This window comes from Mycobacterium florentinum (assembly GCF_010730355.1).
GTDB lineage: Bacteria > Actinomycetota > Actinomycetes > Mycobacteriales > Mycobacteriaceae > Mycobacterium > Mycobacterium florentinum.
In genome coordinates this window covers 2,934,201-2,958,967 of sequence record NZ_AP022576.1, presented here as the reverse complement: position 1 = coordinate 2,958,967, position 24,767 = coordinate 2,934,201, and the positions used below count along the sequence as shown (strand labels likewise).

Annotated in this window: 26 protein-coding genes; 9 read left to right on the top strand and 17 right to left on the bottom strand. The window is 68.1% G+C overall.

The genetic code is table 11. The annotated features are described in order from the left end of the window. Positions 1 to 9: 9 nt before the first annotated feature. Positions 10 to 1,215, bottom strand: coding sequence for a molybdopterin molybdotransferase MoeA (gene moeA / locus G6N55_RS13990; protein WP_085222721.1), 1,206 nt, complete (start codon positions 1,213 to 1,215; stop codon positions 10 to 12). Between the two features lie 70 nt (positions 1,216 to 1,285). Between moeA and G6N55_RS13985 the strand changes: the two genes are divergently transcribed. Together G6N55_RS13985 and G6N55_RS13980 are read left to right on the top strand one after the other, a co-directional pair. Beyond that, on the top strand, positions 1,286 to 1,765 hold the full coding sequence (locus G6N55_RS13985; RefSeq protein ID WP_085222722.1) for a VOC family protein: 480 nt from the start codon (positions 1,286 to 1,288) through the stop codon (positions 1,763 to 1,765). Continuing rightward, positions 1,756 to 3,198, top strand: a complete 1,443-nt coding sequence (locus G6N55_RS13980) for a flavin-containing monooxygenase (RefSeq protein ID WP_085222723.1) — start codon at positions 1,756 to 1,758, stop codon at positions 3,196 to 3,198. The genes G6N55_RS13985 and G6N55_RS13980 overlap by 10 nt, the downstream gene beginning before the upstream one ends. Here the strand turns inward: G6N55_RS13980 and G6N55_RS13975 are convergent. The 3 genes from G6N55_RS13975 to G6N55_RS13965 form a co-directional block, all read right to left on the bottom strand. After that, positions 3,180 to 4,250 carry an alpha/beta hydrolase gene (locus G6N55_RS13975; RefSeq protein WP_085222724.1) on the bottom strand — a complete coding sequence of 357 codons (1,071 nt, stop codon included), beginning with the start codon at positions 4,248 to 4,250 and terminating at the stop codon, positions 3,180 to 3,182. The genes G6N55_RS13980 and G6N55_RS13975 overlap by 19 nt on opposite strands. Positions 4,251 to 4,255: 5 nt before the next feature. Then, complete coding sequence (locus G6N55_RS13970) at positions 4,256 to 5,815, bottom strand: FAD-dependent monooxygenase (protein ID WP_085222725.1); 1,560 nt, start codon at positions 5,813 to 5,815, stop codon at positions 4,256 to 4,258. 132 nt (positions 5,816 to 5,947) lie between these two features. Beyond that, entirely contained in the window at positions 5,948 to 6,439 is a 492-nt protein-coding gene (locus tag G6N55_RS13965) for a cupin domain-containing protein (protein WP_085222726.1), read from the bottom strand. Here G6N55_RS13965 and G6N55_RS13960 point away from each other — a divergent pair. After that, positions 6,438 to 7,187, top strand: coding sequence for a M24 family metallopeptidase (locus tag G6N55_RS13960; RefSeq protein ID WP_085222727.1), 750 nt, complete (start codon positions 6,438 to 6,440; stop codon positions 7,185 to 7,187). The genes G6N55_RS13965 and G6N55_RS13960 overlap by 2 nt on opposite strands. Here G6N55_RS13960 and G6N55_RS13955 read toward each other — a convergent pair. Then, complete coding sequence (locus G6N55_RS13955; RefSeq protein ID WP_085222728.1) at positions 7,172 to 8,083, bottom strand: SDR family NAD(P)-dependent oxidoreductase; 912 nt, start codon at positions 8,081 to 8,083, stop codon at positions 7,172 to 7,174. The two genes, G6N55_RS13960 and G6N55_RS13955, sit on opposite strands and share 16 nt — an antisense overlap. A gap of 100 nt (positions 8,084 to 8,183) precedes the next feature. Here G6N55_RS13955 and G6N55_RS13950 point away from each other — a divergent pair, with 100 nt between their 5' ends. Beyond that, positions 8,184 to 8,750, top strand: coding sequence for a TetR/AcrR family transcriptional regulator (locus G6N55_RS13950; RefSeq protein WP_085222729.1), 567 nt, complete (start codon positions 8,184 to 8,186; stop codon positions 8,748 to 8,750). 177 nt (positions 8,751 to 8,927) lie between these two features. Further along, on the top strand, positions 8,928 to 10,553 hold the full coding sequence (gene groL / locus G6N55_RS13945; RefSeq protein WP_085222730.1) for a chaperonin GroEL: 1,626 nt from the start codon (positions 8,928 to 8,930) through the stop codon (positions 10,551 to 10,553). 60 nt (positions 10,554 to 10,613) lie between these two features. Here the strand turns inward: groL and G6N55_RS13940 are convergent, their stop codons facing one another. Beyond that, positions 10,614 to 10,988 carry a hypothetical protein gene (locus G6N55_RS13940; RefSeq protein ID WP_085222731.1) on the bottom strand — a complete coding sequence of 125 codons (375 nt, stop codon included), beginning with the start codon at positions 10,986 to 10,988 and terminating at the stop codon, positions 10,614 to 10,616. A gap of 193 nt (positions 10,989 to 11,181) precedes the next feature. On the opposite strand from G6N55_RS13940, the gene G6N55_RS13935 reads away from it, so the two are divergent. Together G6N55_RS13935 and G6N55_RS13930 are read left to right on the top strand one after the other, a co-directional pair. Further along, positions 11,182 to 11,496: a heme-binding protein gene (locus tag G6N55_RS13935; protein WP_232079005.1), complete on the top strand. Its 315-nt coding sequence runs from the start codon at positions 11,182 to 11,184 to the stop codon at positions 11,494 to 11,496. Positions 11,497 to 11,518: 22 nt separating this feature from the next. Next, positions 11,519 to 12,343 carry an SDR family NAD(P)-dependent oxidoreductase gene (locus G6N55_RS13930; protein WP_085222733.1) on the top strand — a complete coding sequence of 275 codons (825 nt, stop codon included), beginning with the start codon at positions 11,519 to 11,521 and terminating at the stop codon, positions 12,341 to 12,343. On the opposite strand, the gene G6N55_RS13925 is transcribed toward G6N55_RS13930, so the two are convergent. From G6N55_RS13925 to G6N55_RS13910, 4 genes are read right to left on the bottom strand one after another with little or no spacing between them, the layout of a single operon-like run. Continuing rightward, positions 12,332 to 12,892, bottom strand: a complete 561-nt coding sequence (locus G6N55_RS13925; protein WP_085222734.1) for a carboxymuconolactone decarboxylase family protein — start codon at positions 12,890 to 12,892, stop codon at positions 12,332 to 12,334. The genes G6N55_RS13930 and G6N55_RS13925 overlap by 12 nt on opposite strands. Before the next feature lie 35 nt (positions 12,893 to 12,927). Next, the gene (locus tag G6N55_RS13920) at positions 12,928 to 13,326 is read right to left on the bottom strand and encodes a hypothetical protein (RefSeq protein ID WP_085222735.1); all 399 of its coding nucleotides are present in this window, start codon (positions 13,324 to 13,326) and stop codon (positions 12,928 to 12,930) included. 31 nt (positions 13,327 to 13,357) lie between these two features. Further along, a complete protein-coding gene (locus G6N55_RS13915; RefSeq protein ID WP_085222736.1) occupies positions 13,358 to 14,197 on the bottom strand; it encodes a PPE family protein in 840 nt (279 codons plus the stop codon). Positions 14,198 to 14,235: 38 nt separating this feature from the next. After that, the gene (locus G6N55_RS13910; protein ID WP_085222737.1) at positions 14,236 to 15,975 is read right to left on the bottom strand and encodes an N-acyl-D-amino-acid deacylase family protein; all 1,740 of its coding nucleotides are present in this window, start codon (positions 15,973 to 15,975) and stop codon (positions 14,236 to 14,238) included. 221 nt (positions 15,976 to 16,196) lie between these two features. On the opposite strand from G6N55_RS13910, the gene G6N55_RS13905 reads away from it, so the two are divergent. Together G6N55_RS13905 and G6N55_RS13900 are read left to right on the top strand one after the other, a co-directional pair. Further along, positions 16,197 to 16,712 (top strand): mycothiol transferase, encoded by a 516-nt coding sequence (locus tag G6N55_RS13905; protein WP_085222738.1) that lies wholly within the window; start codon positions 16,197 to 16,199, stop codon positions 16,710 to 16,712. Between the two features lie 10 nt (positions 16,713 to 16,722). Beyond that, positions 16,723 to 17,571, top strand: a complete 849-nt coding sequence (locus G6N55_RS13900) for a hypothetical protein (RefSeq protein ID WP_085222739.1) — start codon at positions 16,723 to 16,725, stop codon at positions 17,569 to 17,571. Here the strand turns inward: G6N55_RS13900 and G6N55_RS13895 are convergent. The 7 genes from G6N55_RS13895 to G6N55_RS13865 are packed head-to-tail and all read right to left on the bottom strand — an operon-like array spanning position 17,568 to position 24,742. After that, positions 17,568 to 18,269, bottom strand: coding sequence for an anti-sigma factor (locus G6N55_RS13895; protein ID WP_085222740.1), 702 nt, complete (start codon positions 18,267 to 18,269; stop codon positions 17,568 to 17,570). The genes G6N55_RS13900 and G6N55_RS13895 overlap by 4 nt on opposite strands. Beyond that, positions 18,266 to 18,829 carry a sigma-70 family RNA polymerase sigma factor gene (locus G6N55_RS13890; protein ID WP_085222741.1) on the bottom strand — a complete coding sequence of 188 codons (564 nt, stop codon included), beginning with the start codon at positions 18,827 to 18,829 and terminating at the stop codon, positions 18,266 to 18,268. The genes G6N55_RS13895 and G6N55_RS13890 overlap by 4 nt, the downstream gene beginning before the upstream one ends. 43 nt (positions 18,830 to 18,872) lie before the next feature. Beyond that, on the bottom strand, positions 18,873 to 19,676 hold the full coding sequence (locus G6N55_RS13885; protein WP_085222742.1) for a DUF1295 domain-containing protein: 804 nt from the start codon (positions 19,674 to 19,676) through the stop codon (positions 18,873 to 18,875). Further along, a complete protein-coding gene (locus tag G6N55_RS13880) occupies positions 19,676 to 20,944 on the bottom strand; it encodes a class I SAM-dependent methyltransferase (protein ID WP_085222743.1) in 1,269 nt (422 codons plus the stop codon). Before G6N55_RS13880 ends, G6N55_RS13885 begins: the two co-directional genes overlap by 1 nt. Beyond that, positions 20,941 to 21,639: a DUF1365 domain-containing protein gene (locus tag G6N55_RS13875; protein ID WP_085222744.1), complete on the bottom strand. Its 699-nt coding sequence runs from the start codon at positions 21,637 to 21,639 to the stop codon at positions 20,941 to 20,943. Before G6N55_RS13875 ends, G6N55_RS13880 begins: the two co-directional genes overlap by 4 nt. After that, positions 21,633 to 22,940, bottom strand: a complete 1,308-nt coding sequence (locus G6N55_RS13870) for an NAD(P)/FAD-dependent oxidoreductase (protein WP_085222745.1) — start codon at positions 22,938 to 22,940, stop codon at positions 21,633 to 21,635. The genes G6N55_RS13875 and G6N55_RS13870 overlap by 7 nt, the downstream gene beginning before the upstream one ends. A gap of 56 nt (positions 22,941 to 22,996) precedes the next feature. Beyond that, positions 22,997 to 24,742: a cytochrome c biogenesis protein DipZ gene (locus G6N55_RS13865; protein WP_085222746.1), complete on the bottom strand. Its 1,746-nt coding sequence runs from the start codon at positions 24,740 to 24,742 to the stop codon at positions 22,997 to 22,999. Positions 24,743 to 24,767 lie beyond the last annotated feature (25 nt).

The window sequence follows — 24,767 nt, the reverse complement described above, 5'->3', positions numbered from 1 at the left end:
GTCGAACTATTAAGTCAGATCCCAGACCTGCAGTTCGGTTCCGGCCGACACCTCCACGACATCTTCGGGGATGTCCAGCAGTCCGTTCGCGGACGCCAGCCACCGCAGATGATGCGAGGCCGGCGGGCCGTAGCTGAGCACGCTGCCCGTGTCGGTGTCGAGAATCGCGCGCCGGAACTGTCGCTTGCCGCGCGGCGAGGTCAGCGACTCGGCCAGCACCGCGGGCCGGTGCGGGCGATGCGGATCCGGCAGGCCCATCGCCGTGCGCAGCGCGGGACGGATGAACACCTCGAAGGACACCAGCGCGCTGACCGGGTTGCCGGGCAGGGTGACGATCGTCGTGCCCGCGACCCGGCCGATACCCTGCGGCATCCCGGGCTGCATGGCCACCTTGACGAACTCGACGCCCTGATCGCCGTCGCGGCCGAACGCGTCCTTGACGACCTCGTAGGCGCCGGCGCTGACCCCGCCGCTGGTGATGATCAGGTCGGCATCGGCCGCATGCCGATCCAGGATCGAGCTGAACTGCGCGACATCGTCTTCGGCCGTCGCGACGGCGATCACGTCGGCGCCCGCCTCGCGCACGGCCCCGGCCAGCATGATCGAGTTGGACTCGTAAATCTGTCCCGGCTGCAGCGGGGTGCCCGGCGCCACCAGCTCCGTCCCGGTCGAGATCACCAGCACCCGCTGCCGCGGGATCACCGGCAGCCCGGGCAATCCCAGCGCCGCGGCCAGCCCCAGCACCGCCGGCGTGACGACCTGGCCCTTGCGCAGCACGGTGGTGCCCGGCGCGACGTCTTCGCCCGCTCGGCGGATGTGCTTGCCGGGTTCCGAGCGTGCGCGGATCGACACCCTGTCCACGCCGCCGTCGGTGTTCTCCACCGGCACAACGCCCGTCGCCCCGGCCGGCATCGGCGCGCCGGTCATGATGCGGTGCGCGGTACCGGGTCGCAGCGTCAACTGGTCGATACGTCCGGCCGGTATGTCCTCGGCGACCGGCAAGACCACCGGCCGTTCGGGTGTGGCGCCGTCGGTGTCGTCGGCGCGCACCGCGTATCCGTCCATCGCGGAGTTGTCGAACACCGGCAGCGCCAGCTCGGCAACCACGTCGTCGGCCAGGACCAGGCCTTGCGCCTGGGTCAGTGGCGCCGTCACGGCGGGGCGGGCGCTGATCATGGCAGCTACGACGCGCTGGTGTTCCTCGACTGACCGCACCCGGCCATTATCTTCCTGACAGATTCCGAAGCCGACGCCGGTGTGGCGCGCCCGACGTAGAGTCGAGAACGTGATTACCGGGTTGGCCCACACCGGGGTGTGCGTCCCGGATTGTGAGGCCGCGGTGGCCTTCTACCGAGACGTATTGGGCCTGCATGTGCTGTCGCCGCCGTATGTGATGGCCGGTAACGCCATTCGCAACGACATGGGTGAGCTGGTGGCCGACCCCACCATGAAAGCCGCCATCGTCGGATTCGGGGACGGCAGCGATCGCGTTCTGGAAGTGATCGAGTACCTCGACGTCGACGGGGACTCGCAGCGAGCCGCCGCGGCGCTGACCGATCACGGGCTCTCGCACGTCGGGCTGATCTGCGAGGACCTCGACGCCACCCGGGCCGAACTCGAGAGCAAGGGCGTCCGGTTCCTCGTCAGCGGCATCGCCGACGTCGCCCGCGTGCGCACCACCTGGTTCGTCGATCCGTGGGGCGTGGTGTTCATCCTGGTCGAGAAAAGCCGGCCCGAGCGACCGTACTTCGCGCAATGGGAGTGAAGCCGCGCGTCGGGGTCATCGGTGCCGGCGCCGGCGGCATCGCGATGGGAATCCAGCTCGCCGAGGGCGGCTACGACTTCACCATCTTCGACCGCGCCGACGGATTCGGAGGCACCTGGCGGCACAACACTTTTCCGGGTGCGGCCTGCGACGTGCCCTCGCACCTGTACTCGTATTCGTTCGCGCTGAACCCGCGCTGGAGCAAGACCTACGCGAACCAGCCCGAGATCCTGGCCTACCTGGAAAGGGTGGCCGCCGAGCACGGGCTGGGCCCCTACCTGCGGCCGCACACCTCGATCGCCACCGTGCGCTGGTCGGACAGACAGCGACGATGGACGCTGGTCACCGACGACGGCGATGAACACGTTTTCGACGTCGTGGTCAGCGCCGTCGGTATGCTCGATGTGCCCAGCATTCCGGAGATCCCTGGCGCGCAGCGGTTTCGGGGACGTCGATTCCACTCCGCGCGGTGGGACCACAGCAAGTCGACGGCGGGTGAGCGGGTCGCGTCGATCGGCACGGGCGCCAGCGCGATTCAGTACGTCCCGGCGATCGCCCCAAAAACCGCGCATCTCACCGTGTTTCAGCGAACCCCGATCTGGATCGCACCCCGATTCGACTTCCCGTTCACCGCCGAACAGCACGCGGAGTTCGAACGCGATCCGGCGGCGGCGCAGAAGCTGCGCGACGAGGCCTTCGACGCATACGAGTCATCCAGTTTCGACGTCGACGCCGACCAGATCCGCGAGGCGACCGAGCTTGCCCGAAGTTACTTGCACCGCAAGGTCGCCGACCCCGAACTGCGCGCCAAGCTGACACCGGACTACCCGGCGGGTTGCAAGCGGCCGCTGATGTCGCGCGAGTGGTACCCGACCTTCGGGTTGCCGAACGTCAGCCTGGAAACCAGCGCGATCACCGAGATCACCGAACGCGGCGTGCGCACCGCCGACGGCGCCGAGCACCGCGTCGACACCATCATCTACGGCACCGGGTTCAAAGCCGCCGATTATCTGGCCAGCATCGACGTGTACGGAACCGGCGGCCGGCAGCTGCGCGACGACTGGACCGACGGCGCGGAGGCCTACCTGGGCACGCTGGTCGCCGGGTACCCGAACTTCTTTACGCTCTACGGCCCCAACACCAACGGCGTCAACTCGATCATCTACATCCACGAGGCGCAGACGACGTTCATCCGCCACATCCTCGATGTGATGGGCGGCCGCGGGGTGCGCACCATCGAGGTCACCCGGGACGCGCAGCGGCGCTACAACGACGAGGTCCAGGCCGCGATGGAGGGCAAGGTCTGGCTGGCCTGCACCAACTACTTTCGCCATCCCAGCGGGAAGGTCGTCACGCAGCTGCCCTACAGCGGGCGGACATTCTTCGAGCGCACCCGCACGCTGGTCGACGACGACTACGAGCTGCGTGCGTAGTCGTCGGTGAACTGCTTGCGCAGCCAGCCGATCATCAGGGGCACCACCTCGGGGGCCTTGCTCATCGCGACGTGACCGGTGCCCTCGATCAGGTGCACCTCGGTGTTGGGGCGGCCTTGGAAGATCAGGGTGTCCGATTGCGGGATGAAGTAGTCATCGGCGCCGTTGACCACCAGCATCGCCGAATTCGTCTGTCCGGCAAGCAGATCTGAGCGGTTGAGGTCGCCCAGGCCGGCGCTGGTCTCGCCGAGGCTCGGCGAGTGGTCCCAGTGCATGGCGTTGCCGACGATGTCATGCATGCCGTAGGGCAGCCTCTTGAGGTTGTCCGGCTCGAACGACTTGACCACGGGCCCCCCGAGGTTGATTGCGGCGTCGACGATCCCGGTCAGCCCCGACATCGCGGCGAAGTTGCCGCCGAACGAGGCGCCGAAGTGGGCGACCCCGCCGTCGCCGAGTGTTCGTGCGTAGTCGGCGATTCCGCGGATCACCTCGTCGGCGTGGCGGTCCAGCGGGATCGCGGTTTCGCCGGTGCCGGGGTGGTCGAAGGCCAGTGTCGATACGCCGGCGTTCATCGTGAACCCGACCCACCACGGGTGGATGTCCATCTTCCAGGTGTCCACCCCGCCGCTGGCGATCAGCACCGGCCGGGCCGCGTAGTCGCCGTCGGTGGAGTAGAGGTGGACGGGAACCTCGACGGTGCCGCCGCGGTAAGGGACCGTGATGATGCGTCGTTCGAAGGCCACCGGGAAATTCTTGGCGGCCAGCTGGAATTGCTCGAGTTGGTTGCGCAGGGCCTGCATTCGCGCTTGATCGGTCAGGCACGGGAACTTCGCGCATCCGTAGAGCAGCGACGCCATGTGGTGGTCGCCGCGGTAGGCGTATTCGTTGGCCAGCTTGGACCATTCGTAGGTCCAGCCACCCGGCGCGTCGGTCCACATGTCGGTGACGGCTTCGCGGACCCGTTCGATGTCCTCGAGCGGAATACCGAATTTCTCGAACTGATGCGTGCGGTCGGTGAACATGTCCGCGGCGTCGACGTCGTAGGTGTACATGGCGTTCAGCTCCTCAGGGTGGCGAAGTAGTCGGCGATGGTTGTGGTGTCGTCCAGGGCGGCGATCGCCCCGATGTAGCCGTCCGGGCGGATCACGACGCGGCCGCCGCCTGCGAGTCCGAGTCGTCGTGCCACAAGGCCGTTCGTGTCGGCGATGACGGCGTCGTATCCGGCTACCGGCGTGTCGGCAGCGGTCACCAGGACCTGCGGCTGACCCTCACCCGCGGCGGGGGCCACGTGCTTGTCGGCAACGGTCAGCACGGTGTGCCCGCAGTGCTGCGCACCGGCGGCGATGAGCTGCTTCTGCACTGTCTCGTCGGCAACATGCGGAAAGTGCTCACCGGCAACCACTTTGGTGTGCTTGAGGCGTTGGCCGACGGCGATCGGGCCGTCCTTGTAGCAGATGCCGATCTCCGCGACGACATTGGCGACCAGTCGCCGCGTCGCCGGGATGTGCGACAGCGTCCGTACCAGCATATTGCGGATCACCCGCGGCGCGCCGGACAGCGTGCCGACCTTGGTGAGCCGATCGGTGAACGAAATGACGTTGCGCGCCACCGGGAGCCGCTCGGCCTCATAGCTGTCGAGCAGCCGTTCGCCGGCCTCGCCGTCGACCACCGCGGCCAGTTTCCAGGCCAGGTTGAACGCGTCCTGCATGCCGGTGTTCATGCCCTGGCCGCCGGCCGGACTGTGGATGTGGGCGGCGTCGCCGGCCAGGAAGACCCGGCCCCAGCGATAGGACGGCACCCGCGCGTGGTGCACCTCGAAACTGGTCAGCCAGTGCGAGCCGACCAACTGGATACCGCCGACTCGTTGGTCGAGGATCGCCTGCAGTTCGTCCTGGGTCGGGTGCAGGTTCAGCGGGGTGTCCGGCGCATCGTGGATCTCGGCCAGAAACCGCATCCGGCCGTTGCGCATCGGCAGCACCACCACCGGGCCCTCGGTGGCGAAGAAGGTGTACATGGCGTCGCGGTCCAGCTGATGCTCGGCATCGACGTCGCCGAGCAGAAAGCGTTCTCCGACAAAGGAACCGGCGAGTTTGGTGCCGACCATTCTGCGCACGGTGCTGTGCGCGCCGTCGGCCCCGATCACCCACGGCGTGCTGACGAGTTCGGTCACCCCGTCGGCGTGCCGCAAGGTCAGGTGTGCGGCGTCGTCGTCCTGTTTCAACGCGGTCAGCTCGACGCCGCGCTCGATGGTGACGCCGAGCGTTTGCAGGTATTCGGCGAGCACCCGCTCGGTTTCGGTCTGCGCCGTGACCAAACTGAACGGGAAGGCGCTGTCGACACCGCCCAGCGGGACGTGGAACAGCCGGCTGCGCCCGGCATACATCTTCATCGCGGTGGCCTTGACCCCGGTGCTCACCATCTCGCCGACGATGCCCATTCGTGCGTACATGTCCAGGCTGCGGGAGTGCACCGCGATCGCGCGGGACTGGTCGGTGGGTTCGGTCAGCTTGTCGATCACCCGCACGCGGATGCCGCGGCGCGCGAGTTCGCAGCCGGCGACCAGGCCGACGGGCCCGGCGCCGACCACCAAGACGTCGGGGTTCGAGGGGGTGCTCATGGCGATCTCCTGTTTTCACGATGTGTTGAAACTAGTCTCACGCTACGTTGAAACAAGTCTCAACGCAAGAGAAATCTCACGCCGTGTTGAAACTCGGGCTGAAGAAGGCGCTAACGCCGGGTGACGTGCGTGTCAGACCCAGAAGTTGTCGTGCCGGACGAACCACTCGCTGCGTTCGGCGTCGGTCATATCGGCCAGTGCGGCGAAACCCTCGAAGTAGGCCTCGCGCGGTGCGCCCGGCGCGAACAGCATCAGGATCGATGCGGGTTCGTCTGCCTCGTTGCGGAAACCGTGGATGCCGCCGGGCGGGACATAGAGGAAGTCACCCTGGCCGCCGTCGGTCCAGTCGGTGCCGTCGTAGAGCTTCATCGTCCCGGACAGCACGAAGAACGCCTCGGACATGGCCCGGTGGAAGTGCGCCGGGGGCCCGCCGCCGGCCGGGGCGATGTCGACCCGGTAGAGGCCGTAGTCGCCGCCGGTGGCCTGCTGGTTGGCCAGGTAGTGGTACTTGACGCCGGCGCTCTCGTGGTCCGGCGGCGAGTCGGCCCGTTTGAGCCAGGCGCTGACCTGCGGCTCGTCTGCGGTGTAGCGGGGCGGCGGATACGGCGGCACGACGAGGGACATGGTTTCCAGCCTGCCAGTTAGCATCGCGAGGGTGGAGGCCTCGGAAAAGGCGCGAGAAGAGGTGCGGGTGCGGCGGCTCCTCGACGCCCAGGCGAAGGCCGCGCAACTGTTCGACGAGATCGAACGACGCGCGATGGTCCGCCCCGGTGTGGGAGAGCAGGCGTTGTCCGACGAGATCCGCGACCTGGCCGCGGAGATGTTCGGCGTGACGCGGCATTGGCATCGGCGGATCGTGCGGGCCGGCGAGAACACGTTGCTGCCCTTCAAGGAGCATCCGCCGGACCGGGTGCTCGCCGCCGACGACATCGCGTTCCTGGATCTGGGACCGATCTTCGAGGAGTGGGAGGCCGACTTCGGGCGCACGTTCGTGCTGGGCGACGACCCGGCCAAAGAGGCTGTCCGCGAAGCACTTCCGCGGGTGTGGCAGGCCGGGCACGAGTACTTCGACAATCACCCGGAGGTCAGCGGCGCCGAGTTGTTCGCCTGTGTCGTCGGCCTCGCGCACGCCGAGGGTTTCGAGTGGGGCAGCCCGATCGCGGGCCATCTGGTGGGCGAGTTCCCGCACAAGAAGATCTCCGGCGATGGCGCCCAGTGGTACGTCACGCCCGGCTCGGACCTGCCGATGCGGCGCGCAGACGCCGGCGGGCGGCCGTGCCACTGGATCCTGGAGATCCATCTGGTCGACCGCCCGCGCGGTTTTGGCGGGTTCTACGAGCAGCTGCTCGATTTGCCTCAGTCGACGGGGTAGACGACCCCGGTGAGCTCTTCGGAGACCGTCCACAACCGGCGCTGCAGGCCGAGGTCGTGCGACTTGTCGCTGGACGACACGATCTTCGGGTAGCCGCGTTGCTCGCCGAAACCGTCGGGACCGTAGTACTGCCCGCCGAGCACGCCGGGGTCGGTCGCGGCCCGCAGCGTCGGCAGCGCGCCCATGTCCGCGCCCTGGAAGAGCGGCTCGATCAGCGGGGTGATGCGGGCCAGCAGGGGCGGCAGGTTGCGGGTCAGCTCCGTGCGGGAGCCACCGGGGTGAGCCGCCGCGGCGATCGTCGTGCCGCGCGGCGCGAGCCGTCGCTGCAACTCGTAGGTGAAGAGCAGGTTGGCGAGCTTGGCCTGCCCATACGCCGCGACCCGGTTGTAGCTGCGCTCCCATTGCAGGTCGTCGAAGTGAATGTCGGCGCGGATGCGGTGGCCGAGGCTGCTGACCGTCACGATCCGCGAGCCGGCGACCGGCAGCAGCCGGTCCAGCAGTAGGCCGGTGAAGGCGAAGTGGCCCAGGTGGTTGGTGCCGAACTGCAGCTCGAAGCCGTCGGCGGTGGTGGACTTCGGCGTCCACATCACCCCGGCGTTGTTGATCAGCAGGTCGATGCGGTCGTAATCGGATCGCAGCTGATCGGCGGCGGCCCGGACCGACTCCAACGAGGACAGGTCCAGCTCTTGCAGCGCGACGTCGGCCTGCGAGCTCTTGGCCGTGATGCGCGCGACGGCGTCCTTGCCCTTGTCCAGATTGCGCACCGCCAGCACCACGTGCGCGCCGTGCTCGGCGAGCGCGGCAGCCGTCTCGTAGCCCAAACCGGTGTTGGCTCCGGTGATGACGGCGACACGGCCCTTCTGGGCGGGAATGTCCGACGCTGTCCACTTGGCCATGGCAAACTCCTCACTAGTAAGCTAAACGGGGCGAGCGCTCCGGTTGACTTCACTATACGGAACGAGCGCCCCGTTTTGTCAACCGATAGGTGGTGAATAGATGGCACAGCCCGAACGTCGGCTGCGCGCCGACGCGGCGCGCAATCGCGCGCGGGTGCTGGAAGTCGCCTATGACACCTTCGCGGCCGAGGGCCTGTCGGTGCCCATCGACGAGATCGCCCGGCGCGCCGGCGTCGGGGCCGGCACCGTCTATCGCCACTTCCCGACCAAGGAGGCGCTGTTCCGGGCGGTCATCGAGGACCGCATGCAGCACCTGGTCGACGACGGGCACGCCCTGCTGGAATCCGCCGGACCCGGCGAGGCGCTCTTCGCCTACCTGCGCTCGCTCGTGCTGCAGTGGGGCGCGGCCGACCGCGGCCTGGTCGACGCCCTGGCGGGGTTCGGCATCGACGTCGGCAGCGCGGCGCCCGACGCCGAGGACGCTTTCCTCGCGATGCTCGACGAGCTGCTGCGGGCCGCCCAGCGGGCGGGCACCGCGCGGCCCGACATCGGCGTGCGCGAACTGAAGACGATCATGGTCGGCTGTCAGGCGATGGAGGCCTACAACGCCGAGTTGGCCGAACGAGTGACCGACGTCGTCGTCGACGGTTTACGTGCTGGGCGATAGCGGTGCCCCGTTCTTGCACTCGGCATGGGCGAGTGCTAAGAATGACGTTGGCACTCGCGACCAGTGAGTGCTAGGTCGGGACGGTGAGACCGAGCCCTTAGACAGCTGTGGTCGTCCGTCGCGGGCACTGCGCCCGGCCGGAATGTGTCATCCCCAATCCGGAGGAATCACTTCGCAATGGCCAAGACAATTGCGTATGACGAAGAGGCCCGTCGCGGCCTCGAGCGGGGCCTTAACGCCCTCGCCGACGCGGTAAAGGTGACGTTGGGCCCCAAGGGCCGCAATGTCGTCCTGGAGAAGAAGTGGGGTGCCCCCACGATCACCAACGATGGTGTGTCCATCGCCAAGGAGATCGAGCTGGAGGACCCGTACGAGAAGATCGGCGCCGAGCTGGTCAAGGAAGTTGCCAAGAAGACCGACGATGTCGCCGGTGACGGCACGACGACGGCCACCGTGCTGGCTCAGGCACTCGTCAAAGAGGGCCTGCGCAACGTAGCGGCCGGCGCCAACCCGCTGGGTCTCAAGCGCGGCATCGAGAAGGCCGTCGAGAAGATCACCGAGACCCTGCTGAAGTCGGCCAAGGACGTCGAGACCAAGGAGCAGATCGCTGCGACCGCTGGTATCTCGGCGGGCGATCAGTCGATCGGCGACCTGATCGCCGAGGCGATGGACAAGGTCGGCAACGAGGGCGTCATCACCGTCGAGGAGTCCAACACCTTCGGCCTGCAGCTCGAGCTCACCGAGGGCATGCGGTTCGACAAGGGCTACATCTCGGGTTACTTCGTCACCGACGCCGAGCGTCAGGAAGCGGTCCTGGAGGACCCCTACATCCTGCTGGTCAGCTCCAAGGTGTCGACCGTCAAGGACCTGCTTCCGTTGCTGGAGAAGGTCATTCAGGGCGGCAAGCCGCTGCTGATCATCGCCGAGGACGTCGAGGGCGAGGCGCTGTCCACGCTGGTCGTCAACAAGATCCGCGGCACCTTCAAGTCGGTGGCGGTCAAGGCCCCCGGCTTCGGTGACCGTCGCAAGGCGATGCTGCAGGACATGGCCATCCTCACCGGTGGTCAGGTCGTCAGCGAAGAGGTCGGCCTCTCCCTGGAGACCGCCGACATCTCGCTGCTCGGTAAGGCTCGCAAGGTCGTCATCACCAAGGACGAGACCACCATCGTCGAGGGCGCCGGTGACACCGACGCCATCGCGGGCCGGGTGGCCCAGATCCGCGCCGAGATCGAGAACAGCGACTCCGACTACGACCGCGAGAAGCTGCAGGAGCGCCTGGCCAAGCTGGCCGGCGGTGTTGCGGTGATCAAGGCCGGAGCTGCCACCGAGGTGGAGCTCAAGGAGCGCAAGCACCGTATCGAGGACGCGGTCCGCAACGCCAAGGCCGCCGTCGAGGAGGGCATCGTCGCCGGTGGTGGCGTGGCCCTGCTGCAGGCGGCTCCGGCGCTCGAGGAGCTCAAGCTCAAGGGTGACGAGGCCACCGGTGCCAACATCGTCCGCGTGGCGCTCGAGGCTCCGCTGAAGCAGATCGCCTTCAACTCCGGGCTGGAGCCCGGCGTTGTCGCCGAGAAGGTGCGCAACTCGAAGGCCGGTACCGGCCTGAACGCGGCCACCGGTGAGTACGAGGACCTGCTGAAGGCCGGCGTTGCCGACCCGGTCAAGGTGACCCGTTCGGCGCTACAGAACGCGGCGTCGATCGCGGGGCTGTTCCTGACCACGGAGGCCGTCGTGGCCGACAAGCCGGAGAAGGCCGCCGCTCCTGTCGGCGACCCGACCGGTGGCATGGGCGGTATGGACTTCTAAGTCCCAGCTACGAAGGAGCCCGGCCCCTGGAAACCCCAGTGGGCCGGGCTTTTTCGTGTGTCAGGACTGCTCGAGACGCATGCAGTCGTCCTTGCAGCCGGGTTTGGTCACCGTCCCCGGGCCCGCTTTGCGATGCAGCACCGCGCGACTCGGCACCACCTGCAGCACATCGTCGCCGGTGAGACCCGTGCCGTCGACGATCAGCGAGTAGCCGCCCGGTTCGCCCGGCGGCCAGACCAGGGTGACCCCGTCGTGCCGCGCGATGTTGTTGCGCGTGCTGTTGCCGATGGAGCCCACCTCGAAGACGCCGTCGATGAGCATCGGGTCCACCGCCACGGCGTGCGCGTGCCGGCCGTCGCCGAAGGTGATCAGGTAGGCGAACGTGAAGTCGGCCAGCGCGCCGGCCAGTTGATCGAGGTCCACTTTCACGCTCATGACGCGAGGATACGGCCGCGAGCGTGGGTTTGGTCCCCGCGCGGCCCTGCGCGGGGTGGGCCGGGCCTTCTCCGCATTTTTGGGTAATTGGTGTACTGAACATTCGAACAGTTCGGTACGAAGGGACCACGCAATGAGCAAATTGTTATGGCGCGCAGTTCTTGGAGTGATCCCCGGCAGCGTTGCGTGCCTCATGATCGCGCCAACCGCAGGTGCCGCGCCCGATCCGTGCTCGGCGAGCGGGGTCGCGGCCACCGCCAGCGGAGTCCTCAACGCGGCAAGCGGATACCTCGACGGCCATCCCGATGCCAACAATGTGCTGACCGCCGCGGTCAACCAATCACCCGCCGACGCGAAGTCATCCGTCCGGGGTTATTTCCTCAGTCATCCCGGTGAGGCGTTGGAGCTGAAGGGTATCGCGCAGCCTTTGCTCGACCTGCGCGGCCAATGCAACAACTCGGTGTCGCCGGATCAGTTGGCGGCACTGTTCAACGCGCTGTCCGGCTAGCCGGGACCTGTAGGTTATCCGGGTGGCTCTTCCGACACCCTCGCCCACCAGCACCGCCGTCGTCACCGGAGCATCGTCGGGCATCGGTGCGGCCATCGCCCGCGAGCTCGCCGATCGCGGGCACGGCGTCACGCTCGTCGCGCGCCGCGAGGACAAGTTGCGCGAGCTCGCCGGCGAACTCGCGGGCCGGGTTCGCGTCGAGGTGATCGGCTGCGACGTCGCGGATTCCGCCGCTCGCGCCGGCCTTTTCGACGAGGTCGAGCGGCGCGGGCTGACGGCCGAGGTCCTGGTCAACAACGCCGGCATCGGCACCATCGGGTCGGTGACGAACGTGGCGGTCGACGACGAGATCGCCCAGGTGCGGGTCAACGTCGAGGCCGTCATCGACCTGAGCACACGCGCGGTCCAGCAGATGGTGCCGCGCGGTCGCGGCGCGATCCTCAACGTCGGATCCACCGCGGGCTTCTATCCCTTTCCGGGCCAGGTCGGCTACGCCGCCACCAAGGCGTTCGTGATCACCTACACCGAAGGACTACGCGGCGAGCTCGCCGGCACCGGTGTCACCGTCGCGCTGCTGAACCCCGGGCCGGTGCGTACCGAGTTCCTGAAGAACGCCGGCATGGACGAGCGAAAGTTCGCCGACGCGTTCCCGAAGTTCATGTGGCTGCCCGCAAGCGAGGTGGCGCGCACCGGAATCGATGCGCTCGACCGCGACCGCGGAAGCGTGATCCCCGGGCTGCCAAGCCAAGTCAGCGCCCGGCTGTTTCAGTTCATGCCGCGACGCCTGCTGCTGCCGTTACTGAAGAAGCAGCATCCGGGTCTGCAGAAAGACCGCTCAGCGACCTAGCGGCCAGCGCCGCATCCAGGCCTCGGGCGGCAGTGCGAGCGCGTTGCACAGCGTGCAGATGGTGCGATACCAACCGACGGCCGTGAGCAATTCGATGCGCTGCTCGTCGTCGAGGGTGCGGCCCAGTGCCGCCCACGTCGCCTCCGACCACGAGCCGGTGCGCTCCAGCTCGTCGACCGCCTCGATCAGCGTCCGCTCGGCCGGGCCCCACCGCGGGTCCTCCGGGCCGCAGGTCACCAGTGCGTCGCACTCCTCGTCGCTGACCCCGGCGATCGGGCCCCAGAACGCCGCCTGCCCGCCCCACTCGTACTCGCACCCCACCAGGGCGCAGCTGCGCAGTATCGCGATCGTCCGGGTCCGCGGCGGCAAAAGCGCTGCGGTGTAAAGGGATTCACCGAGCTTGCGCAGCCGGCCGGCCAGCGCTGGATGGCGCTGCAGACAGCGCACCAGCAGCAGTGGCTCATAGGAGCGGTCCGGGTGACCCCAGCTGTTGATGCTGGCCGCATCTTCCTCGCTCCACGGCGGGGCTAGCGGTGCGACGCGGCTCATGCGAATGACTGTACGGCCGCGGCTGTTCCGTGCCGTCAGACGGGCAGGGAGAACACCACGCAGTCGTGCAGCTCGCCTTTGGCGGCGGTGGCCGAGTCGGCGTCGCGGTGCAGCAGGGCGCGCGTGGGCACCACATCCAGCCGGACCGTCTCGGAGCCGGACTCGGCGATTTCGGCGCGGCCGTCGACGATCAGCGAATAGCCGCCCGGTTCGCGCGGCGGCCATAGCAGCGTGACATCGCCGCGCTGGGTGAGGTTTTCGCGGGTGCGTCCGCCGATGAGACCGATCTCGAGGACGGCGCCGTCGCGCAGCCGCGGTTCGACCGTCACGGTGTGCACGCGGTATCCGTCGTCGACGGTGATCAGGTACGCGAACGGGTAGTCGGGCAGGGCGGCGGCCAGCTTCTCCAGGTCCACCCTCTTCTTCGTGCGCATGATGTCGAGGATAGGCGTCGCGGGGGTGGCGTCAGTCCGCCGTCAAACCCGTCGGGATGGCGCCCGAGCCGAGGTTGCTGAGCAGGCCCAGGTTCGCGGTCCCCGGGTTGAAACCCGTGCCGGCGGTCGGTGAGTTGAGCAGGCTGGCGCTGAAGTCCGCCGAGCTCGGCCCGCTCGTGACGGCATCCACGAAGCCGGTGCCGGGGGTGTCGGTCAGCCAGGATCCGACATGACCGCCGGTGTGATCGAGGCTGGCCAGCGCGTTGATGTGGTTTGCCAGGCTCCCGGTGCCCGAGTGGGGCCCGAAAATCAGGTCGCCGTTGTTGAATTGCACCCCGAGGTTTTGCATGACGTTTTGCCAGGGCGCCATCTGCTCGGCGGCTGCCGATGCGTCGGCGTGATACCCCGACATCGCCGCCACGTCGGTGGCCCACATCTGTTCGTAGGCGGACTCGATGTCCATGATCGTCGGGGCGTTTTGCCCCAGATGGTTCTGCGACGCCAGTGCCCGCACCAGGGCGCGATTGGCGTTGACCACCGCCGGTTGCACCGTGGCCGACAGCGCCGTCTCGAAGGCGCCCGCGATGGCTGAGGCCTGGCTGGAGGTCGCCTCGGCCTGGGCCGCCGCCGCTTTGAGCCAGCTCACGTATTGGGTCGCGACGGCCAGCATCGCCGTCGCCGAGGGGCCCTGCCACGAGCCGTTGGCAAGATCCGAGGCCACGGAGAAGAACGAAGATGCGGACGAGGTCAGGTTCTCGGCCAGCCCATCCCAGGCTTCCGCGGCAGCATGCAGCGGCGCCGATCCAGGACCGGCGTAAAGGAGGGCCGAATTGATCTCTGGCGGCAACCACGCGTAATGCGGGCTCGTCACTGCAATAACTTAACCGGGACAGGCCCTTGTTCGTGGCGTTATGGCGTGGGTGCGGGCGCGGTCTGGCGTCCGCGGACCAGCTTGCCGGGACGCGCCTCGGTGGGTTTGCCGTTCTCGGCGATCACTTCACCGGACACGATCGTGGCCACATACCCATCCGCGGTCTGGTCCAGACGACGCCCGCCGGCGGGCAGGTCGTAGGTGATCACCGGCTTGTGCAGGCGCAGTGCGGGGTGGTCGATGACGTTGAGATCGGCCTTGTATCCGACCGCGATTCGGCCCCGGTCGGCCAGCCCGGCGACCCGGGCCGGAACCGAGGTGAGTTCGCGCACAGCCTCGGCCACCGAGAACTTTCCAGACGCCCGGTCTCGGGCCCAGTGCGCCAGGAAGAACGTCGAATAGCTGGCGTCGCAGATCATCCCGTAGTGGGCGCCGCCGTCGCCGAGGCCGAGCACCACGTCGTCGCGGTGCAGCAGCTCGCCGACGGTGTTCAGCGAGTTGCGCTCCATATTGCTGGTCGCGACCAGCAGCATGGCGCGGCCGTCGTCGTCGAGCAGCCGGTCGTAGGCCTCTTCCATCGGGTTGACCCCGCGGGCCCGGGCCCGGGCCCCGATGCTGTCCTTAGGGTCCGGCTCGTAGTTGGGGTTTTCGCCCAGCGGGAAGATCCAGTCCCACATCTGCGCGACGTAGAGGATCGGGTGTCCCTCGCCGGGCTTGTCGGCCAGGATGCGGGCGCGGACCTCGGGCTTGCGCATCTCGGCGACCCGCTCGGGCAGCGGCAGATGCGCGATCTCCTGGTAGCTGGGGTAGAGCACGAACGGGTTGGCGGTGAGCTGCAGACCGATGATCAACCCGATCGGGCGCGGCAGCAGCTGCGCGGTGATATCGCCGCCCGCGGCGTTGGCCTTCTCGACCATGTTGATCGCATCGGGCCACGTCGGGTCGCCGGCGTTGGCGACGACGAGCGTGAACGTCACCGGGAGCCCGACCTCCTCGGCGACGTCGAACACCGTCTGCAGCACCGGCTGGTAGCCGCCGGCCGGAATGTCGGGCACGAACTGCAGCAGCCCGCCGCCGCCGTCGACGACGCCCTTGGCGATCTCCTCGATCTCCTCGCGGGCGGCGTCGTAACTTGGTATGGGCGAACCGCTTTCGGTCTTGTGGATGGTCAACCGCGACGACGCGAAGCCCAGCGCCCCGACCTCCATGGCCTCCTTGGCCAGCGCGCGCATCTTCGCCAGGTCGTCGGCGGTGGCCGCTTCGCGGTCGGCGCCGCGCCGGCCCATCACGTAGACCCGCAGCGGCGAGTGCGGCAGGTAGGCGGCCACGTCGATGTCACGCTTGCCGGCTTCCAGTGCGTCGAGGTACTCGGGGAAGGTTTCCCAGCTCCACGGCAGGCCGTCGGTCATCACAACGCCGGGGATGTCTTCGACCCCGGCCATCACGTCGACGAGCACGTCGTGGTCTTCCTGACGGCATGGCGCGAACCCGACGCCGCAGTTACCCATCACCACCGTGGTCACCCCGTGCGCCGACGACGGGGTCAGCCGCTCCGACCAGATGGACTGGCCGTCGTAGTGGGTGTGCAGGTCGACGAAGCCGGGCGTCACCAGCAGCCCGGTGGCGTCGATCTCGCGGCGGGCGCCGTCCCCGTTCGCGGATCCGACCGCTCCCACCTTTTCGATGACGCCGTTCGCTACCGCGACGTCGCCGATGTACGGCTCACCCCCCAGCCCGTCGACGATGGTGCCATTGCGAATGAGGAGGTCGTAGATCACCTAATCAATCTACGACCGTGCCGGAAGTCCTGCCACGATCAATTCGTGATCGACCACATCGGTATTGACTGCGTTGACTACCCAGAATCCCAGGCGTTCTACGTCACCGTGCTGGCGTCGAAGCGGTCTATCACGGCGCTTCTGCCTGATAGTGGCGGCTCGCCTCGCCCGGCTTCGCCGCGCTTGCGATCGGCACCCGGCCGGCTCGTAGTGTCGGTGCTATGCCAGATACCGACGCCGCCGCCCGCGAACTACTCCGCGACGCGTTCACCCGGTTGATCGAACACGTCGACGAGCTCACCGATGGACTGACGGACGAACTGTCCAACTATCGACCGGCCCCGGACGCCAACACCATCGCTTGGCTGATCTGGCACAGCGCCCGGGTGCAGGACATCCAGCTGGCCCACGTGGCCGGTGTCGAGGAGGTCTGGACCCGTGACGGCTGGGTGGACCGCTTTGCGCTCGACCTGCCGCGCCGTGACACCGGCTACGGCCACAGCGCCGCGGACGTGGCGAAGGTACGCGCCCCGGCCGACCTGCTGTCCGGCTACTACCACGCGGTGCACAAGCTCTCGTGCGAGTACATCGCCGGCGTCACCGCCGACGAGCTGGCCCGCGTCGTCGACACCAACTGGGACCCGCCGGTGACGGCCAGCGCCCGGTTGGTGAGCATCATCGACGACTGTGCCCAGCACCTCGGGCAAGCCGCGTACGTCCGGGGGATCGCCCCGTAGATTTGCGGGCGTGCGATTCCTCGCGACGCTGCTGCTGTGGCTCGCCACCACGGTCGCGCTGGCGGTGGCGGTCCCCGCGGCATGGGTGCAGCTCAATCTCGTCGACGAGAACGGCTATGCCGCGTTGGCTCAGCGGGCGGCGGGCGACCCCGCCCTGCAGTCCGCGATGGCCGGCGAACTCACCAACCGCACGATGACGTTGATCGCCGCGCACGGCGGTGGCCGCTATCCGGTCGACGGCGCGCAAGTGCACGACGCGGCCGCCGCCTACACGGCCGGCCCGTCATTCCCGCCGATGTTCGCGACGGCCAACCGGGCAGCGCACCGCTGGCTGTTCGCCGATGCGGGATCCGGAGATTTCTGGGCGATCGACGTGGCCCCGATGCTCAACGACAGTGCGTTTCAGCAGATCTTGAGCGAACACAACGTGCAGGTGCCCGCCACGCTGACCGTTCCGCTGACCACGTCGGTGCCGCACTCGCTGCAGCAGGGCGCCCTGAGCCGGGTCGCCGCCTGGGGCAGGTGGGCCAGCCTGGGCGCGGTGGCGCTGTGCGGGGTGTGGGCGCTGCTGATGCTGCTCGTCGCGCGGCGCCGCGGCAAGGCGTTGACGGCCCTGGGCGTCTCGGCGCTGCTCGTCGGCGCGGCCGGGTGGGTCGGCATCGAGGTGGGCGCCCGCCACGTCGACGACGCGCTGAACCGCACCACGGGCGACGTCCGCCAGATCGCCGACGTCATGGTGCGCAGCGCCGAAGCCGGCATGCGGGACTGGCTGAACCTGACTTTGGCCGCCGGCGCGGGGCTGGTGGTTTTCGGGGTGATCGTCGCGGTGCTGGGTGGCCTCTTCAAGAAGAAGGCTTAGCTCAGCGGCAGCGTCGCCAAGATCGGGGATGTCGGCTGCGGTGAACCTTCGCCGGGTTCGACGGTGAAGGCCAGGGCCGTCGACTTTCCGAGGTTGGGCAGCGTCGCCGTCGTCGAAGGCGAGACGGCCGCGGTGCTCATCGTGCCGGCCGATGTCGGGCCGTTGGCATTGATCAACCACATCTGATAGACGGTGCCCGGGGACGGCGGCGGCACGTTGTTCATCACCAGCACCCCGGCGCCGCGATCGCGGGAGAACACCACCGTGGCCGTCCCATTGGCGAGCGGACGCGAAACCGTCCGCACGTCCGGGGCCGCCAGGATCTGTGCGGCCACCGACTGCGTCGGCGCCGGGCGCAACAGGGACTGCACGCCGAACGCCGTCAGGCCCGCCACGATCGCCGCCGCGACCGATATCAATGCGGTTGTACGCCAACGATTTTCGCGCTTCTGGCGACTGGGCGTGGCCAGGGCCAGCACGGCGGCCCGCAGATGCGCCGGCGGTTCGACGACGGTCGAGGCCGAGACGACGGCCATCGTCTCACGCACGGCGCGGACTTCCTCGGCGAAGGCCGACACGACCGACGCCGGCGCGGTCGCGATCTGCCGGTCGATGTCGGCGCGCTCCGCGTCGGACACCGCATGCAGGGCATACGGTGCGGCCAGCTCGAGCAGCTCGAAGTCGGTGGGTTCGGTCACGGCACGTCCAAGCAGTTACGCAGCCCGCGCAGTGCGTCGCGAATGCGCGATTTGATCGTCGACAGGTTGGCGGCCAGCCGCTGCGACACCTCGGAATATGTCAGCCCGCCGTAGTAGGCGAGCTCGATGCACTGCCGCTGCGCGTCGGTCAGCGAGCCCAGGCAGTCGGCGACCCGGCGCTGCTCGTCACCGGCGATCGCCGAGTCGGCGACCACGTCATGGTCGGTGTCGACGTTGGCAGCGCCGTAGCGCGATTCCCGGCGACTACCGGCCTCCTCCGAGCGCACCCGGTCGATGGCCCGCCGGTGTGCCATGGTCAGCAGCCAGGACAGTGCGGAACCTCGGGCCGGGTCGTAGTCCGCCGCCGACCGCCACACCTCGAGATAGATCTCCTGGGTGGTTTCCTCGCTGTAACCGGCATCGCGCAGCACCCGGATCACCAGCCCGAACACCCGGCTCTTGGTCAGGTCGTAGACGGCGGCGAAAGCCTGGGCGTCTCCGCGCGCGACTTCACGCAGCAACTCATCCAGGTCGCTGCTCAGCCGCGGCAATCCGGTCATTGTCGGGTAGCCTATCCCTCCCCACCAGGCCGCTCGACGACGGTCAGCTCCGTCCCGGTCGCGGTGGTCGAGGAACAAAACACGCGGTTCTTTGCTGATATTCCGCGAAGCCCGGCCGGCCGGCCATCAATTTCTCGGTCAGCCGGGCGCCGGTCACGTACACCAGGAAGTACGTCATCAGCACTGGCGAGCCCACCGTGGCCAACGACCACCAACCGGTGATGGTGACCAGCCACAGCCCCCACCACACGGTGGCATCGCCGAAGTAGTTGGGGTGACGCGTCCACGCCCACAGGCCGCGGTCCATCACCACGCCGCGATTCGCCGGGTCGGACTTGAACACCCGCAGCTGCCGGTCGCCCACCGCTTCGAAGGTGACGCCGACCAGCCACACCGCCACGCCGAGCGCCAGGACCGCGGTCAGCGGTTTCGGGGTGGGCCCGGTCACCGCCGACAGTTGCAGCGGGGAGGAGACGAACCAGGTGATCAGCGCCTGTAGCAGAAAGACTTTGCGCACCACTTGCAAGGTCGTGGCGTTACGCAGCATCGCGGCATAGCGCCGATCCTCTCCCCGGCCGGCGGTCTTGCGGTGGATGTGCCAGCTCAGCCGCACGCCCCAGATCGTCACCAACGCCAGCAGCAGCCAGCGCCGGATCGGGTCGCCCTGACCGAACACTGCCGCGACGGCGGCGATCGCGACGAAGCCGATGCCCCAGGCCACGTCGACGACGTTGTAGCGGCCGATGCGCCTGCCGATGGCGAACGTGACCGAATGCACCACGGCGAGAAGCAGAACCGATGCGGCGGCCACCTCGGCCAGGTTCTGCACACAGCCCACGTTGTTCATCAGCACCCCTCGCGCGCGAACGTCCACTGGTAGACGTTCAAGTATCCCGACCGGAAGCCGGCCTCAGAATACGCCAGGTACAGCTCCCACATCCGCTGGAAAACATCATCGAAGTCCAAGTGCGCCAACCGGTCTCGCCGCTGCAGGAAGCGCTCCCGCCAGAGCCGCAGCGTCTCGGCGTAGTGCGGGCGCAGCGAGGTCATGTCGACCGTGCGTAATCCGGTGCGGCGCTCGGTGATTGCGGAGATGGCCTGGGTGGACGGCAGCAGTCCGCCCGGGAAGATGTACTTCTGGATCCAGGTGTGCGTGTTGCGGCTGGCCATCATCCGGGTGTGCGGCATCGTGATGGCCTGGATCGCCACCCGCCCGCCCGGACGCACCAGCCGTTCGAGCGTGGCGAAATACCGTTGCCACGCATGGAATCCCACCGCCTCGATCATCTCGACCGACACCACCGCGTCATAACAGCCGTCGACGTCGCGGTAGTCGCAGAGGTCGATCCTCACCCTGTCGGACAGCCCCGCCGCGGCAACCCGAAGCCGCGCCAGCTGCTGCTGCTCGACCGACAGGGTGACCGAGCGGACCTGTGCCCCGCGACCGGCCGCGCGGATGCACAGCTCTCCCCACCCGGTGCCGATCTCGAGCACCCGGCTGCCCTGGTGGACTGCGGCGATGTCGAGCAGCCGATCGATCTTGCGCTCCTGGGCGGCGGGCAGGTCCGGCGCCGACGCGGGCAGCCGGTCGAACAGCGCGCAGGAGTACGTCATGGTCTCGTCGAGGAATTCGGCGAACATATCGTTGGACAGGTCGTAGTGCTCGGAGATGTTGCGGCGGGCGCGATCTCGGCTGGCGTCCCACCATCGCGGGCGGAAGGCCGGCGCGATCGGGCGCAGCCAGTGCAACGGGCGCGGCACCAGATCGCCCACCGAGCCGGCGAAAACCGTCAACACCCCGGGCAGGTCATCCGACGACCATTCACCCGCCATGTAGGACTCGCCGAAGCCGATCAGGCCGTGGCGCCCGATCCGGCGCGCCATCGCCTCCGGTTGGTGGACGACCAAGGTCGGTGCCGTCGGGTCGGCCGCACCGACCACCGTGCCGTCGGGGTAGGCCACCCGTAGCGGGAGGCGAGCGGCCGCGCGCCGCAGCAGCCGGTCGGCGGCGACGGCCCCGATCGCGCTCACCGGCCCGGACGGCACCTTCGCGATCGCCGGCCAGCGGTTGGAATCGATTGCTGCCGAGTGCTTTTGAATGGTCCGCACGGTCATCGCGGTACCACCGGAACTCGACGTAACCACAGTTTGATCCCCTGAATTCGGATACGTGCAGCCACCACCAGCGGCGCCAGCGGCGAGACGATTTGCATGAGCGCGACCTGCCCGGCGGTTGCGGGCCGCCGTTGTCCGCGCATGTTGGCCACGAACTCGGGCTGACGGTCGCGGCGCAGCTCGATGGTGATGTCGACTTCGCTGTCCGGCCGTGGCGCCCGCACCAGGTAGTAGCCGTCCACCGCATTGAACGGCGAGACACAGAACTTCTTCTCGGTGACCACCGGCAGGTCGGCCGGGGGTAACAGGTAGGCGTGGCGCCCGCCGTAGGTGTTGTGCACCTCGGCGATCACATGGCGCAGCCGGCCGTCGCGGTCGTGGCACCAAAAGACGCTGAGCGGATTGAAGACATAGCCGAACACGCGCGCTTGCAGCAGGGCGGTGACGCGGCCCTCGGGAGCGGCCAGACCGCGGTCGGCGAAGAAGGCGCCGAGCCGGTCGCGCAACGAGCCCTGCTGCTGATTGTCGAAGTGATCCGAGGCGCGGAACCGGGCGAACGGTCGCAGCCACCAGGGCAGCCGCGGCAGCTCGTCGACGTCGACATACCAGCTGTAGCTTCGGTATTCGAACGCATGATGCACCGGGGCCTGTCGTGAATGGCTGATCGTGGTGCGGTAGATCGCCGGCGTCAGCATCGTGCCACCGCCTCGCAACGGGCCGCCGTCGGCCAGTCGGCACCGAGGCGCCGCGCCGCCGCCAGGCCCGAGGCGGCACCATCCTCGTGGAAACCCCAGCCGTGGTAGGCGCCCGCGAAGACCACCCGGTCGTTGTCCAGCGTCGGCAATAATGCTTGTGCTGCAACGGATTCCGTCGTGTACAGCGGATGGCTGTAGGTCATCTCGGCGATCACCGACGCCGGGTCGACGCGGTCGTGGCCACCCAGGGTCACCAGGTACCGGGTATAGCCGTCCAGCCGCATCAGTCTGCTGACGTCATAGCTGACCAAGACGTGGTCCTTCCCGGGGGTAACCAGGTAATTCCATGACGCGCGCGCCCGGCGATGCCGGGGGAGCACCGATTCGTCGGTGTGCAGCTGGGCCTGGTTGGTCGAGTACGGAATCGCACCCAGCACCGCACGCTCCCATGGGTTCGGATCGTCGAGCAGCAGCAGCGCCTGGTCGGGATGCACGGCGACGACCGCCGCGTCGAACAGCCGCGGCGTGTTGTCGCCCGCCTGCACCCACACGCCGTCGGGTACCCGGCGCAGCGAGTTCACCGGCGTCCCGGTCGACACTTCGGCGAGCCGGGCGGCGACGGCCGCGACGTAATGCGCCGACCCACCGGTCACCGTGCGCCAGGTGGGGGAGCCGAAAACCGACAGCATGCCGTGGTGGTCGAGGAAGACGAACAGATAGCGGGCCGGGTAGCGCAGGGCGTCGTCGCTGGCGCACGACCACACCGCCGCCACCAGGGGGGTGATGAAAAAGTCGATGAAATACGACGAAAAGCGGTGCCGGTTCAGGAAGGTTTCCAGCGTCTCCGGGTTGTCTTGTGCGGCGTCGTCGCGCAGCAGCCGCGAGGCGGCGCGGTGGAACCGGACGATCTCGCCGAGCATCAGCAGGTACCGGGGCCGCAGCGACTGCTTACTCGCGAACAACCCACTGGCGCCCAGCGCGCCGGCGTATTCGAGCCCGATCTCGTCGGCGCGCACCGACATCGACATCTCGGACTCCTGGGTGGCCACCCCGAGCTCGCTGAACAGGCGGCAGAGTGTCGGATAGGTCCGGTCGTTGTGCACCAGGAACGCGGAGTCGACGCCCATGAGATTGTCGGGCCCGCCGCCGTCGTCCACGAAATGGGTGTGCGCGTGGCCGCCGAGCCGCACGTCGGCTTCGTACAGCGTGACGCGGTCACGGCCGGACAGGACGTAGGCGGCGGTGAGGCCGGCCACGCCGCTGCCGATGACGGCGACCGACCGCGCGTGTGACGAGTCCACAACTCCTATTCGGAGCCGACGAACCGGCGGATGGGCTGCTGTGCTCTTACCGATGTCTAGCCAAAGGTGAACGAAAACACCTGCAGGCCCTTGCTGACTTGCAGGTCGAGCTGATCGCGGTGCGCGGCGCCGTCGGACACGATCTCGTGCAGGGTCGGAACGCCGCCGATCTGCGTGGTGGTGGTCTGCCCATCCCGGGTCATCGTGATGGTTCCGGTGCCGCCGACGACCACGAAGACGTTCTTGGCCGTGTAGTTCAGCCGGATCGCGGCGTCGTCGCTTTCGGCGGTGATGCCCTGGTCGTCCAGGGTCCATCGGCCGCGCAGGGCGAATTTGTCGTTTGCCACCTGCGCCGGGAAGTTGAACCCGCTGGTGCCCGCCTGGTAGCCGCCCTCGCCGCCGTAGGTAGTGGCCTTGTCGGGCGCCAGGTACGTCTCGGGGGTGAGGCTGGTCTTCGGGGTGGTGTCGGCCCCGTTGACCGGCGCCGGCAGCGCGACATTCGGATTGGCGTCGACCAGCAGCTGGCGGATCAGTTTCTCGGTGTCGTTGTAGTCGCCCTCGCCGAACTTGGTGTGCCGCAGCGTTCCGTTCGCGTCGATCAGGTATTCGGCCGGCCAGTACATGTTGTTGAAGGCGTTCCAGGTCGCGTAGTCGTTGTCCAGCGCGATGGGGTAGTCGATGTGCAACCCGGCGGCACCGCTGGCGACGTTGCCGGCGATGCGCTCGAAGGCGTACTCGGGCGTGTGCACCCCGATCACCACCAATCCGCTGTCGCGGTAGCGGTTGTACCAATCGACGACGTGCGGGATGGCGCGTTGGCAGTTGATGCAGGAGTAGGCCCAGAAGTCGATCAGCACCACCTTGCCGCGCAACACGGCCGGGTCGAGCGGCTTACCGTCGGGGGTGTTGAGCCATTCGGTGATGCCGGTGATGGCGGGCGCCTGCCCGCACTCTTGCAGCTCGGTGGCACCGTCTGTGCAATTGGTCGGTAGCCCGCTGCTGCTCGAGTTGCCCTGATTCAGCGGCAGCACGCTGCCGGTAGTCGGCCCCGGCGGGCGGCTCGGGATCAGCGACCGTTGAATATCGTTGGCGCCGAGACGATTCTGCATCGCGGTCGTGTAATCGGGCACGGCGCGCTGCAGCATCGCGGGCAGGTTGAACACCAGCCCCACCGCGAGCACGATCATCATGACGCCACCGGCGACCTGAATGAGGCGCTGCCGACGGCGGAAAGCCGCAACGCGTTGCGAGACCTGGCGTCCGGCCAGCGCGAAGGCCAACAGGGGTATCGCGTTGCCGAGCGCGAACGTCGCGGTCAGCACGAAGGTGGCGGGCCCCAGCGACGTGGTGCCGCCGGCGACCACGATCGCGGCCAGCACCGGTCCCGCGCACGGCACATACAACGCACCCAATGTCAGCCCTAGGCCGAAACCATCTGTGCTGCTTCCTGTTTGGCGTTGTGGTAGGCGGGCGAACGGCCGCTCGATCAAGTGTTGCAGTGGCGGGAAGATCAATCCCAGGCCGATCAGGGTCAGCACCACCAGGGCGGTCCACCGGATGGCGTCCTGCGGCAGGTGCAGCGCCGACAGCAGCGCGGACCCGATCAGGGTGGCCAGGCTGAAGCTGCACACCAATCCCGCGATCACCAGATAGGGCCGCATCGCCGAATTCAAACCGCGGCTGCTGGCCTTGGTCCCGCTGTCCATGCTGGACAGGAAGATCACCGGAAGCACCGGCAGGATGCACGGCGAGATGCCGGTGATCAGGCCGCCGAGCAAGCCGATGAGCGCAATGGTGTTCATACGTGTTATTCGAGACGACGGGGGT